Here is an 11,985-nt window from a genome sequence, read left to right as displayed (position 1 = left end):
ATCAGGCCTTTTTGGCCAGCGCACGACGGATAGCCAGCAGATCCTGCCACGCCTTGGCTTTTTCGCCAGGGCTGCGCAGCAGATACGCAGGATGAAAAGTGACGAATAACGGGATGCCCTGATACTGGTGCGTCTCGCGTCGCAGCGCGCCAATGGCGGCATCGCTCTGCAACAGCGCGTGGGCGGCGAAGCGGCCCAGCGTCACCAGCACCTCCGGTTGGACGTGGGCAATCTGCCAGCGCAGGTAGTCGGCACAGGCGGCCATTTCGTCGACGGCCGGATTACGGTTGCCCGGCGGGCGACACTTCAGCACATTGGCGATAAAGACATCGTCCTGGCTCAGACCGATGGCAGCCAGCATATTGTCCAGCAGTTGCCCGGCCTTACCGACGAACGGCAGTCCTTGCTTGTCCTCTTCCGCACCCGGCGCCTCGCCGACCAGCATGATGCGCGCCCGCGGATTGCCCTTGCCGAACACCGCCTGGGTACGGGTCTGGCACAGGCCACAGGCGGTGCAGCTTGCTACCTGCTGCTGCAAGGCGGCCCACTCCGGCAACGCGGTCGCGGCCGCTTCGACAACGGCAGGCGCCGGCACCGCTGCCACCGCCGGCACAACCACCGGAGCGGCGACCGCTGGCACCACGGGTGCGGCAGCAGGCACAAGGTTGGCCGCAACCGGTGCCAAGACCGGTGTCAATACTGGCTCCGGCGCCACGCCATGGCGCAAGCGCCAGCGTGGTGCCAGCCCCAGCTCGCGAAGCAGCAGATGTTGGCGGCTCATGATAGCGGGCACTCCATCAGCAGCGCGTCCTCGCGGCCGTGTTCATGCCGGTAATAGCCCTTGCGCACACCGCAGTCGACAAAACCGAGCGAGCGATACAGGCCGATGGCCGCGGCATTGCCGGCGCGCACCTCCAGCAGGCAGCGGCTGGCACCGGCGGCCTGCGCCTCGGCCAAGGCCGCCTGCAGCACGGCGCGGGCATGGCCTCGACGCTGCATGGCCAGCGGCACGAAAATATTGTGGATATGCAATTCGTCCAGAATCTGCTCGGAAACCAGCACCGCCAGCCACGCGTCTGCCGGCTGCAGCACCTGCACCCGTTCGCTGGCGGAGGCCAGCGTTTGCGCGTAGACCGCCGTGGCCCACGGATGTGCGCACACCGCCGCCTCCAGCCCGTGCAGCGCTTCGGCCAAGGCCGGATCGGACAGCCGGCGCAGCTCAGCCATGCTTGCGTGCTTGCTGTTCGGCGGCGGTCAGCGCCACCTTGTCGCGGATATACAGCAGCCCCGCCGCCTCCGGCGCCACGGCAGCATAGCCGCCACGGCGTACCAGCCGGATATAGCTGGCCGCATCCGGACGCAGCTCGTACACTGTCTTGCCAGGGCAGGTCAGCTCCTGTGCGCAGTCGCCCGCCAGCACCGGGATATCGGCGGGAACGGTCAACTCGCCCCGCGCCTGCAGCGTGATCGGCGTCAGCGCCACGCCGTCGCGATAGCTCGCGGTGTAGACCTCGTTCATGCGCGCATCCATCACCACCTGCACCGCCGGCACACCGGACTGGAAGGCAATCACGTCCAGCGTCGGCACCGGGATCAGCGGCAAGTCATGCGCCAGCGCCAGTCCCTGCGCAATGCCGCAACCGATGCGCAAACCGGTAAAGGCACCCGGCCCCTGGCCGTAAATGATGCCGTCCAGTTCGGCCAAGCCGATGCCGCTATCGGTCAGCAGGCGCTGGATTAGCGGCAGGGTTTCTTCGGAATGGCCATTCACCACCGGCAAGGTTGCCGAGAAAAAACGCTCGTCCACAGCGACCGCAATCGAAACATGCGTGTTCGACGTATCGATAGCCAGATACTTCATGATTGAGTTAACCGAGAGAAACAGAGGGGTGATTATAGACTAAGCTCTTCCACCCAAGAGAGTGCACTGGTGTGCAACAGGTTCAAGGCCTCGGCCTCGATGTTCAGGCGCTGCGCCAGTTGCGGCAGATTGTCGGTGCCGGCTTCCATCGCCAGCACCAGTTCCAGGCACAGGCCATAACGGCCGGCATGCACCATCAGCGCCTCGCAAATCTCTTCCGGCAGGTTGAGATGCTCCAGCGCCAGCGCGATCGGCATATCGAAAATCACGTCCAGCAACGAAAACATGCCGGTGATGAAGAAACTGTCCGCGACATCGGAAGGCAGACCGGACTCCAGTGCGATCAACTCCATCATGCGCGCGCGCGACACCGCTGTTTTCTGCAGCGCGGCCGGCATCAGGCCGTTTTCCGAACTGGTCACCAGCAGCAGCGTCAGCCAGCGGTACAGGCGTTTGTAGCCCAGTACCGTCAAGGCATGCGAGAACGAACTGATAGTGGTATTCAGCCCGGCTGCGGCCGAGTTGACGTAGCGCAGCAACTTGAAGGACAGCGCAACGTCGGTTTTCAGCACCGCCTCCACCTCTTTCAGCGCCGCATCCTGACGCAGCAGGTTCAACAGCTTGAGGGTATTGGCAAAACTGGGGTGTATCACCTTGGCGGACAGGGTTTCCGGCTTGGCAAAGTAGTAGCCCTGATAGCCGTCCAGCCCCAGATCGCGGGCCAGATGGTAGTGTTCATAGGTCTCGACGCGCTCGGCGATACGGATCACCGGATAGCTGCGCAAACGTACCGCCAGCGTCTGGAAGGCCTGTGCATCCATCGACTGCACATCCAGCTTGACGTAGTTGGCCAGGTCGAGAAAGGCCGCCGCCGGCGATTCGAACGAAAAGCCATCCAGCGCCACCCCGAAGCCGAGGGAACGCAGGTGACGGACACGGGACAGCAGCTCGTTGGAAGGCGTCAGCTTGCCGGAGATTTCCAGCACTACCCGCCGCGGCGGCAGCAACTCCAGAAAGTCGCTGCCGATCATCGACTCGCCGACATTGATGAAAGCCAGCTTGTTGCCGATCAGCCAGCTGGTACCCATGTGGTTGAGGGTATTGACCAGCACCTCGGTATCGGCATCCAGCTCGGCATGCCGCCCGATTTCGGTCGAGGTTTCACTTTCACGGAACAGCAGCTCATAGCCGATGAGCTGCTGGTTACGGTTCAGAACAGGCTGTCTTCCCAAAAAAGCCGATACGGACATTGCAAGCAGGCTCAGTAAGAATAGTTGTCAGCGTTGCGAAGCATCATCGCGCCACCACTCGGTGCATCCGCCTGCCCCATCAGCAAGTCTTCCATGTCCAGCACCAGCACCACCGAACCGTCACCGGACAGGGTGGCACCGGCAACGCCTTTCGGGCGAATGTTCTGCAGTGGCTTGATCACCACATCGTCACGACCGACAAAGGAGTCGACGGCGAGGATGAAGGACTTCTCGGCGGACTGCATCAGCACACCGAATTGCGGCTTCTGTGTCGGCGCCCAGTTCAGCAGATTGGCCAGTGTCTTCAACGGCAGGATCTCGTCGCGCACCACGATGGTTGGCCGCCCCGATACTTCCTGGATCGCCGCGACATCGATCGGAATGATTTCGCGCACCATGGCCAGCGGCACGGCAAATGGCTGGTTGCAGGCACGCACCACCAGCACCGGCAGGATGGCCAGCGTCAGCGGCAGCGAAATGCTGATCTTGGTGCCGACACCCTGCTCGGAGTTGATGTCGATACGGCCATTCAGCTTCTGGATATTGGTGCGTACCACGTCCATGCCGACACCGCGGCCGGACACGTTCGAAATCTGGTCCTTGGTGGAGAAGCCCGGCAGGAAAATCAGCTGCAGGCACTGCTTCTCGTCGAGACCGTTGGCCGTTTCCGCATCGATCAGGCCTTTTTCGATGGCCTTGCGGCGCAGCGCCTCGGGATTCATCCCCTTGCCGTCATCGGTGATCTCGATAACGATATGATCGCCAACCTGCTCGGCCGACAGCTGCACCAGCGACTGCGGCTTCTTGCCGACGCTGATGCGCTCTTCGGAGGACTCCACGCCGTGATCGACCGCATTGCGCACCAAGTGTACCAACGGGTCGTTCAAGTCCTCGATCATGGTCTTGTCGAGTTCGGTTTCCTCGCCGGTAATGACCAGTTCGACTTCCTTGCCCAATTGCCGCGCCAGGTCCCGCGCCAGACGCGGGTACTTCTGGAACAGGCGCCCGATCGGCTGCATACGGGTCTTCATCACCGCATTCTGCAGATCGCTGACCAGCAGGTCGAGCTGGCTGATCGCCTCGTCGAGGGAGCGCAGGGTATGCGTCTCCATATTGCCCTGCAGGATTTCGGTACGCAGCGTGGTCAGGCGGTTCTTGGTCAGGCCGATTTCACCGGACAGGTTCAGCACCTGGTCCAGACGAACGGTATCAATACGAATGGTATTTTCCGGCGGCGCACTGGCCATGCCTTGTTGTGGCGCCATCTTTGCCGGTACCGGCTTGGCGGCCACGACTGGCACCGCCGGCGTCTCGACTACGGCCTCGACAACCGGCGCCGCTACCACTGCAACCGCAGCCGGTGTCGCTGCAGCGGAAGCGCCGGTCTTGGTCACTGCCGCGTGCAACACATTCCAGTCCGGTGTATTGGCGGCCGCAGCCGGTGCCGCAGCCGGTGCAGCCACGGGTGCAGCGGGAGGCACCAGGTTGCCTGCCAGCGCACTGTCCAAAGCCGCGAGCAAGCCGGCATCAGGCGCGGCCGGCGACAGCCCTTGCGACAAGGTGGTGAACATGCCGCGCACCACGCCCGTCGCATCCAGGATCACATCCATCAACTCTGACGACAGCGGCAACTCGCCGTTGCGCAGCTTGTCAAAAAGGTTCTCGGTACGATGACAGATGGTCACCATTGCCGACACATTCAGAAAGCCGGCTCCGCCCTTGATGGTATGGAAGCCCCGGAAGATATCATTCAGTAACGCCTTGTCATTAGGCCGTTTCTCAAGCTCGCATAGCTTGTTGTCGACATCGGACAACAGCTCCGTGGACTCGAGCAGAAAATCCTGCATCAGATCTTCCATACCTGCAAAGTCGCTCATTTTGACTTCCTTTTCATTATCGGCCCGCAGTAGACGGCCTAGACGATCGCGCGGCTTAGAAACCCAAGCTTTCCAGCAAATCATCCACTTGCTGTTGATTGGTTACCACGTCGGAACGGCCATCAGGATTCACGACCGGACCTTGCAGCAGATCGGTACCCAGCTCCACTTTTTTCTCGGCTGGCAGGTACTCGATCAACACGGTCAGCAGCTCGCTTTCCAGCGTTTTGACCATGTCCATGACCTTCTTGATCACCTGCCCGGTCAAGTCCTGGAAATCCTGCGCCATCACGATCTCCAGCAACTGGGCATTGGTCGCCGCCGTCTGCTGTGGCGCCTGGGCCAGGAAGCGGCGAGTATCTGCAGCCAACAACTTGAAATCGTCAACCGACAACTGGTTGGCAAACAGCTGGTCCCAACGGCCCGACAAGCTTGCGGACTGGGACTGCAGCTCATCCTGGATCGGACGGGCAATATCGGTTGCATTCAGCACCCGCTCCGCGGCATTGGCCGTCAGCGTGGCGATGTAACCCAAGCGGTCCTTGGCGTCAGGAAGGGCATCCGCCACCTTTTCCAAGGACTTGTCGTAACCAAGCTCACGCAGCGCATCGTGCAGCTTGCGGGTCATTTGGCCGACCTGGGCATAAATTGCCAATGCGGCCTGGGGATTCGCACCATCAACCTCTGCCGAGGGTGCCTCCTGCTGAGAGGCCTGCTGTTTGGCAATGCTTTCAAATAGAGCTTCCAGCTCTGGCGAATCGCCACTTTCAAGAAGATGATCCGGCACGACAATTTCTCCTGGCAACAGTACAGGCTGCTTTTATTTGTTTAGGCTCTGGAAGATCTTGCCCATCTTCTCTTCCAGTGTCGCGGCAGTAAACGGCTTCACGATGTAGCCACTGGCTCCAGCCGTTGCGGCCTCGATGATGTTTTCGCGTTTTGCTTCGGCGGTAATCATCAGGAACGGCAGCGTTTTCAGCTGTGGATCAGCCCGCACCGCACGCAGCAGTTCGATGCCGGTCATGTTTGGCATGTTCCAGTCGGACACGATGAAATCAAAGTGCTGTGTCTTCAGCTTGTGCAATGCAACCTGACCATCCTCGGCTTCGTCGACATTGGTAATACCCAATTCCTTCAAGAGGTTGCGCACAATCCTTCTCATTGTTGAGAAATCATCAACAACCAGAAATCTCATATTCTTATCTATCATTGGCTTTTTCCTGAGCTGATATCAATTCCCAGCTTATTTTGTTCCTAGCGCTGAAGGAAAGGAATGATTGTATCCGCAAGCACCGCAGGGTCAAACTTGGCGACATAGGCATCAACACCGACACTGGCGCCCATGGCCCGGTTGGCATTGGATGACAGGGACGAGTGCATCACCACCGGAATACCGTAAAACCGGGCATCCGACTTGATCAATTTGGTCAACACATAACCATCCATTTCCGGCATTTCCGCATCGACCAGAATCAGTTTCAGATTGTCGTGCAGGCTTTCGGAGTCGGACCAAGTTCTGTTCGCCAGCACCTGCAATTTGTCCCACGCCTCTTTGCCGTTGTTTGCCTGATGATACTTGAGGGACATCTTGTCCATCACGTTGGAAATCTCTTTCCGCGCCACCACCGAATCATCGACGAAGAAGACATACTGGTCATCCTCCAGCGCCGCCTGTGGAATATCCGGCAAACGGGTCTCGCCGACAACGCTGGACAGGATCTGCTCAACATCCAGAATGGAGACCAGCTTGCCGTCATCCAGCTCGGTCACCGCCGTGATCAGCGTCTGCTGGGTGGTATTCATCACGTTTTCAGGCGCGCGCACCTTGTCCCAATCGACACGAATGATGCGATCCACCGAATCCACCAAGAAAGCCTGGGTGCTTTTGTTGAACTCGGTGACGATCATGGTGTTGTAGCCACCCTCCGCCAATTCACAACCAATGAACTTGGCCAGCGAAATCACGGGGATGATGTTGCCGCGCAGGGACAATACCCCTTCGACACCAAACGGCATATTGGGGGTTTTGGTGACGAAAGGCGTCTGCGACACTTCACGCACCTTGAACACGTTGATCCCGAATGTTTCGCGGGTACCCAACGAAAACAGCAGAATTTCCATCTTGTTCGATCCCGCCAGCTTGGTACGGGCATCGATATTGGCTAGCAAAGAGGCATCAGATGCGGACATGGCCACTCCTTAAATAAAGCGCAAATCAGCTCAAATCTTCAGCATCTCGCGGATTTTCATCGAGAGCTTTTGTGGCTCGAACTTGGATACATAGGCATCGACGCCAACCGACTCACCCAGCTTCTGGTTGGATTGCCCCGACAGCGAGGAGTGCATCAGCACCGGAATGCCATGGAAGCGCGGATCGGACTTGATGAGCTTGGTCAGCATATAACCGTCCATCTCAGGCATCTCGACGTCGGTCAGCACCAGGTTCACGACATCGCTCAACTTGCGCCCGGCCAGCTCGGCCTGCGACGCCATGCGCTGCAGGTCATCCCATGCCCGCATTCCATTGATAGCCGAAGCATACTTGATGTTCATGACCTCAAATGTTTGCTGGATCTGTTTGCGAGCAACCGCCGAATCATCGGCAAAGTACACCATGCGCGGCTCTTTAATCGGATCGATGCCAATGAACTGGTGCTCGTCACCGTACATGGCTGTTTCCGCCAGCACCTTTTCAACGTCCATCATCATGACCAGCGTACCGCCATCCAGCTCAGTGACCGCAGTGACTAGACCGCCCATCCGGTTGGTAATCATCTCCGGCGGCACCCGCATTGCTGCCCAATCCAGACGCAGGATGGTATCTACCGCCTCGACCAGAAAGCCTTGGGTATGACCGTTGTACTCGGTCACGATCATGATTTCCGGGCGTTTCTCGCTGACGATGCCGGCGTAGCGTGCCAGATCGATCACCGGCACCAGGCTGCCACGCAGACTAACCATACCTTCGACGGAAGACGGCATTTCCGGCGCAGAGGTGATTTCCGGGGTCCGCATCACTTCACGCACTTTGAAAACATTGATACCGAAGGTCTCCTTGCGCCCCGTTCTTTGGTCAACCCCAAGAGAGAACAAGAGAATTTCCAGTTTGTTCGTTCCTGCCAGCTTGGTGCGGGCATCGATTTTTTTAAGAAGCTCAGACACGGAAACCTCCGAGGAAAAATTCATTTCTTACGACAAAGACATTCATGCCAGCCTGCGTCAAGCTTTACATTCCAGAATGGCAACACTCCGGGTAGTATCGCCTGTGCTCCATAAGGAGTCCAGCACCATCACATCCCGCGCACAGGGGTAGGATTATCATACGGTTTAACTAGCCTTTACAAATGGCGCCTGCTTAATGTCGAATAATCTATCAACAAATACCACCCCGGAAACGTTGGCCGCAACATTTGCCCACTTTAATGCGGTAACCGATGAGTTGATCAAAGCATACCAACAGCTTGAGATCAAAGTTGAAGAGTTGAACACTCAGTTGACCCAAGCCAATGATGAGCTACTGCAAAAGTCGCAAGCCAACGCCCAGCTGGCACAGCGACTGGCCACCCTCGTCAATGAATTACCTGCCGGTGTCATCGAAACCGATGCAAAAAAACAGATCATCTCATTGAACAATGCAGCGAAAACGATGCTGCCCGGACTGCAGAGAGACGCGCACTGGAACGAAGCAGCACTACTGCGGCAGATGGATGCAGACGGCGTAATCCACCTTGCCGACCCGCATAGCGGCCGGACACGCTACCTGACCCTGCAAACCTGCCCACTAGACGACCGGTCGACGATCTTCCTCCTTCATGACGTGGGCACATTGCGCCACCTGCATGAGCAACTGGCACAACAAAACAAGCTCGCCTCCATGGGGCAAATGGCCGCATCGCTGGCCCATCAGCTGCGCACCCCACTGGCCACCGCCCTGCTCTACGCCAAGAACCTGGAGCGGCCAACACTTTCAGCCGAGGAACGACTAAAGTTTTCACGTAAGATTGTCGACCGCCTGCAAGCGCTGGAGGGACTCACCCAGGAAATGCTGGGCTTTGTGCGCCAGAACACCTCCAGCGAACAGATCACCCGCTACCCGCTACCCGAACTGGTACACGAGTTGGAGCAGTCCTTCGCGCCACAGTGCGAGGGCCATGGCGTGCACTTTCAGATTCATGCCGCGGCACTGGAGCAAACGTCGCTGAACTGCCGCCCCAAAGAGCTGGCAGCGGCCATGATCGGCCTGCTCGAAAATGCACTGCAACACGTACCGGCCGACGGAAAGATCACGCTGGAGGTGCTGAACCGCGAAAACTGTCTTACATTCAGAATAAGAGACAACGGCCCAGGCATTGCTCCAGAGCTGGTACCCCGTATCTTTGAACCCTTTTTCACGACCAGAGCGAACGGCACCGGTCTTGGCCTCGCCATCACCAAGCGGGTAATTGACGCACTGGGGGGCGAGCTAAGCTATCATCGCGAAGATGACAGCACCGTGTTCTCGGTTGTCCTTCCACAGGCTGGCGAACCATGAATGGCAATGACTCCATGATGAAACCTATTGTTAAACTGCGCGGCCATGTTGGCAGCATCTTTCTTGTTGGCCAATTCGATTTCAATGCCCACAAGGCATTCCGCCAAGCAAGCCAAGAATTGCTCGACAACAATGACATCACCGAAATTGAGGTCGATTTCGATCAGGTACCCTATCTGGACAGCTCGGCACTGGGCATGCTGCTACTGCTGAAAGAACGCACCAGCAGCGCTAGCAAGGGCTTGGCACTGGTCAACTGCCGGGAGACCGTGCGCCAGGTACTGGAAATTGCCTGTTTTACCAAGCTATTCAATATTTCTTGATACTTGCCGGTAGCCCCACTGCCGGCATGGACGGTAAAATCCGCAGCTAATTCAAGCGCCTTGGAAAACAACAAGATGAGCATCAAATCCGACAAGTGGATCCGTCGTATGGCTGAAGAACAGGCCATGATCGAGCCATTCGTGTACGAGCAGGTCAAGCAGGTTAACGGCGAGAAAGTCATTTCGTACGGCACATCGAGCTACGGCTACGATATTCGCTGCGCCGATGAATTCAAGGTCTTCACCAATATCAACAGCACCATCGTCGACCCGAAGAACTTCGATCCACAATCGTTTGTCGAGGTATCCGGCAAGGGCTACTGCATCATCCCGCCCAACTCCTTTGCCTTGGCTCGCACCGTCGAATACTTCAAGATTCCGCGCTCGGTTCTGACCGTGTGCCTGGGAAAATCGACCTATGCCCGCTGCGGCATCATTGTCAACGTCACCCCGTTTGAGCCTGAATGGGAAGGCTACGTCACGCTGGAGTTCTCCAACACCACGCCGCTGCCAGCAAAAATCTACGCAAACGAGGGTGTGGCGCAGGTGCTATTCTTCGAGTCCGACGAAATCTGTGACGTTTCCTACAAGGATCGCGCCGGCAAGTACATGGGACAAGTCGGCGTTACCCTGCCACGCACCTGAGGCATTGGCCAGGCCCGTCACAGCGCAATTCCTTCTCGCAATTCAGGCCATCTAGTCTAGGATGAAGAACACGGCGGGCAATACTGTTGCTGACGTGTTTCTTCCTGAGCGTTGTGGTTCCCCCTTGCCGCAACGCTCTTTTTTTGCTTTATTTTCAAGCAAGACGAGCACAGCCATTTCTTACCTCAGCTTCAATCGACTGAATCGCCCCGGCTTCTCTAGACACTCTTGAGTCGTTGGAAATATTGCTTCTCAAACTCTACCGGCGATAGCACATTTGCGGAACCATGCCGGCGCTTCGGGTTGTAGAACATCTCGATGTAATCGAAGATGTCTCGTCGGGCTTCCTCCCGGTCGTGATAGGTTTTTCGCTTGATGCGTTCCCGCTTCAGCAACAGGAAGAAACTCTCCGCCACGGCATTGTCGTGGCAGTTCCCCCGCCGACTCATGCTGGGTACCAAGCGATGGGCCTTCAAGAAGTCCTGCCAGTCGTAGCTACTGAACTGGCTCCCCTGATCGGAATGCACCAGCACCTCCTGCTTGGGCTGGCATCGCCATACCGCCATCAACAAGGCATTCAGCACCAGCTCTCTATCGATACGTGACTGCATCGACCAGCCAATGACCTGTCGCGAGAACAGGTCGAGCACCACAGCCAGGTACAGCCACCCCTCATGCGTACGGATATACGTGATGTCGGTCACCTAGGCTTTATTCGGCGCATCCACGGTGAACTGGCGCTGCAGGTGGTTCGGCGCCACCACTGCGGGCCGGCCACGGTAATGCCCCGGACGTCGGTGGTAGCCCGTCTGCGAACGTAGTCCCTCCTGCTTCATCAGCCGGGCCACGCGGTGTTTGTCGCAGCGCTCGCCCAGAGCCCGCAGATCGCCATACACCTTGCGGTAGCCATAGACACCGCCACTCTCTAGCCAAGCCTGCTTGATTTGCCCCAGCAAGCGTTGGTCTTCGCGGGCACGGGGTGAATGCGGGGACGCTTTCCAGGCGTAGTAGCCACTGGGGTGTACTGACATGACACGACACAGTCGTCGGACTGGAAACTGCTGCTCGTGGGCCCGGATGGGATAATGCTGCGATGGAAAGCTTCTTCCGTTCTCTGAAGTCGGAACGGGTTTATTTGACCCACTACCGAGGCTACGAGGAGGCACGTACAGATGTGTTTGATTACATCCGCTTTTACAATCACCAACGACGTCATTCGACCCTAGGGTATTTGACTCCGATTGAATTCGAACGCCGTCGTTCAGTGCTTAGTGCTTAACCCGCTGTCCATGGGGAGCGGGACAGACCAACTTTGCTTTGCTTTCAAGGATCACGAGAAAGCGTTTTCCGCGCACACAAAGCACAAAGCCCAGCTTGATGTCTCAAGCTGGGCTTTGTTTAAGGGGGCGTCTGGCGGTGTCCTACTTTCACACAGGTATCTGCACTATCATCGGCGCTAAGGCGTTTCACGGTCCTGTTCGGAATGGGAAGGCGTGGG

At 57.8% G+C, this 11,985-nt stretch carries 12 protein-coding genes, 1 rRNA gene and 2 pseudogenes; 4 read left to right on the top strand and 11 right to left on the bottom strand.

Annotated elements, in window-relative coordinates; genetic code table 11:
• Nucleotide 1: 1 nt before the first annotated feature.
• Genes C8E02_RS13280 through C8E02_RS13240 form a run of 9 tightly spaced genes read right to left on the bottom strand, consistent with a single transcriptional unit; the run spans nucleotide 2 to nucleotide 8,150 of the window.
• A complete protein-coding gene (locus C8E02_RS13280) occupies nucleotides 2–781 on the bottom strand; it encodes a uracil-DNA glycosylase (RefSeq protein WP_120811409.1) in 780 nt (259 codons plus the stop codon).
• The gene (gene rimI, locus C8E02_RS13275; RefSeq protein ID WP_120811407.1) at nucleotides 778–1,227 is read right to left on the bottom strand and encodes a ribosomal protein S18-alanine N-acetyltransferase; all 450 of its coding nucleotides are present in this window, start codon (nucleotides 1,225–1,227) and stop codon (nucleotides 778–780) included. The genes C8E02_RS13280 and rimI overlap by 4 nt, the downstream gene beginning before the upstream one ends.
• A complete protein-coding gene (tsaB, locus tag C8E02_RS13270) occupies nucleotides 1,220–1,861 on the bottom strand; it encodes a tRNA (adenosine(37)-N6)-threonylcarbamoyltransferase complex dimerization subunit type 1 TsaB (RefSeq protein WP_120811405.1) in 642 nt (213 codons plus the stop codon). Before tsaB ends, rimI begins: the two co-directional genes overlap by 8 nt.
• A gap of 32 nt (nucleotides 1,862–1,893) precedes the next feature.
• Nucleotides 1,894–3,111, bottom strand: coding sequence for an EAL and HDOD domain-containing protein (locus C8E02_RS13265; protein ID WP_047968156.1), 1,218 nt, complete (start codon nucleotides 3,109–3,111; stop codon nucleotides 1,894–1,896).
• Between the two features lie 11 nt (nucleotides 3,112–3,122).
• Nucleotides 3,123–4,988, bottom strand: coding sequence for a chemotaxis protein CheA (locus C8E02_RS13260; RefSeq protein ID WP_120811403.1), 1,866 nt, complete (start codon nucleotides 4,986–4,988; stop codon nucleotides 3,123–3,125).
• A 55-nt stretch (nucleotides 4,989–5,043) separates the two neighbouring features.
• Nucleotides 5,044–5,775, bottom strand: coding sequence for a protein phosphatase CheZ (cheZ, locus tag C8E02_RS13255; protein ID WP_120811401.1), 732 nt, complete (start codon nucleotides 5,773–5,775; stop codon nucleotides 5,044–5,046).
• A gap of 33 nt (nucleotides 5,776–5,808) precedes the next feature.
• Entirely contained in the window at nucleotides 5,809–6,198 is a 390-nt protein-coding gene (gene cheY, locus C8E02_RS13250; RefSeq protein ID WP_082133817.1) for a chemotaxis response regulator CheY, read from the bottom strand.
• Nucleotides 6,199–6,242: 44 nt separating this feature from the next.
• On the bottom strand, nucleotides 6,243–7,178 hold the full coding sequence (locus tag C8E02_RS13245) for a chemotaxis protein (RefSeq protein ID WP_120811398.1): 936 nt from the start codon (nucleotides 7,176–7,178) through the stop codon (nucleotides 6,243–6,245).
• Nucleotides 7,179–7,208: 30 nt separating this feature from the next.
• On the bottom strand, nucleotides 7,209–8,150 hold the full coding sequence (locus C8E02_RS13240) for a chemotaxis protein (protein WP_047968180.1): 942 nt from the start codon (nucleotides 8,148–8,150) through the stop codon (nucleotides 7,209–7,211).
• 196 nt (nucleotides 8,151–8,346) lie between these two features.
• Here C8E02_RS13240 and C8E02_RS13235 point away from each other — a divergent pair, with 196 nt between their 5' ends.
• The 3 genes from C8E02_RS13235 to dcd all read left to right on the top strand — a co-directional run bounded on the left by C8E02_RS13235 (nucleotide 8,347) and on the right by dcd (nucleotide 10,487).
• The gene (locus C8E02_RS13235; protein WP_047968152.1) at nucleotides 8,347–9,519 is read left to right on the top strand and encodes a sensor histidine kinase; all 1,173 of its coding nucleotides are present in this window, start codon (nucleotides 8,347–8,349) and stop codon (nucleotides 9,517–9,519) included.
• Between the two features lie 14 nt (nucleotides 9,520–9,533).
• On the top strand, nucleotides 9,534–9,842 hold the full coding sequence (locus C8E02_RS13230) for an STAS domain-containing protein (RefSeq protein WP_238377357.1): 309 nt from the start codon (nucleotides 9,534–9,536) through the stop codon (nucleotides 9,840–9,842).
• 75 nt (nucleotides 9,843–9,917) lie between these two features.
• Entirely contained in the window at nucleotides 9,918–10,487 is a 570-nt protein-coding gene (gene dcd, locus C8E02_RS13225; protein WP_047968178.1) for a dCTP deaminase, read from the top strand.
• 218 nt (nucleotides 10,488–10,705) lie between these two features.
• Here the strand turns inward: dcd and C8E02_RS13220 are convergent.
• A pseudogene (locus C8E02_RS13220) lies at nucleotides 10,706–11,566 on the bottom strand (IS3 family transposase); the annotation flags it as partial.
• Between C8E02_RS13220 and C8E02_RS13215 the strand changes: the two are divergent.
• A pseudogene (locus C8E02_RS13215) lies at nucleotides 11,557–11,766 on the top strand (IS3 family transposase); the annotation flags it as partial. The pseudogenes C8E02_RS13220 and C8E02_RS13215 sit on opposite strands and share 10 nt — an antisense overlap.
• A 129-nt stretch (nucleotides 11,767–11,895) precedes the next feature.
• On the opposite strand, the gene rrf reads toward C8E02_RS13215, so the two are convergent.
• Nucleotides 11,896–11,985: ribosomal RNA gene (rrf, locus tag C8E02_RS17835) — 5S ribosomal RNA — on the bottom strand; the annotation flags it as partial.

Origin of the sequence: Vogesella indigofera (genome assembly GCF_003633895.1) — a bacterium.
In the GTDB taxonomy this organism is placed as follows: domain Bacteria; phylum Pseudomonadota; class Gammaproteobacteria; order Burkholderiales; family Chromobacteriaceae; genus Vogesella; species Vogesella indigofera.
The sequence above is the reverse complement of the archived record's forward strand: the minus strand, read 5'-3'. Positions and strand labels throughout refer to the sequence as shown.

Excerpts from the sequence above, each read along its gene's own strand:
- C8E02_RS13280 (WP_120811409.1), bottom strand. The coding sequence starts at position 781 with ATGAGCCGCCAACATCTGCTGCTTCGCGAGCTGGGGCTGGCACCACGC.
- rimI (WP_120811407.1), bottom strand. The coding sequence starts at position 1,227 with ATGGCTGAGCTGCGCCGGCTGTCCGATCCGGCCTTGGCCGAAGCGCTG.
- tsaB (WP_120811405.1), bottom strand. The coding sequence starts at position 1,861 with ATGAAGTATCTGGCTATCGATACGTCGAACACGCATGTTTCGATTGCG.
- C8E02_RS13265 (WP_047968156.1), bottom strand. The coding sequence starts at position 3,111 with ATGTCCGTATCGGCTTTTTTGGGAAGACAGCCTGTTCTGAACCGTAAC.
- C8E02_RS13260 (WP_120811403.1), bottom strand. The coding sequence starts at position 4,988 with ATGAGCGACTTTGCAGGTATGGAAGATCTGATGCAGGATTTTCTGCTC.
- cheY (WP_082133817.1), bottom strand. The coding sequence starts at position 6,198 with ATGATAGATAAGAATATGAGATTTCTGGTTGTTGATGATTTCTCAACA.
- C8E02_RS13245 (WP_120811398.1), bottom strand. The coding sequence starts at position 7,178 with ATGTCCGCATCTGATGCCTCTTTGCTAGCCAATATCGATGCCCGTACC.
- C8E02_RS13235 (WP_047968152.1), top strand. The coding sequence starts at position 8,347 with ATGTCGAATAATCTATCAACAAATACCACCCCGGAAACGTTGGCCGCA.
- C8E02_RS13230 (WP_238377357.1), top strand. The coding sequence starts at position 9,534 with ATGATGAAACCTATTGTTAAACTGCGCGGCCATGTTGGCAGCATCTTT.
- dcd (WP_047968178.1), top strand. The coding sequence starts at position 9,918 with ATGAGCATCAAATCCGACAAGTGGATCCGTCGTATGGCTGAAGAACAG.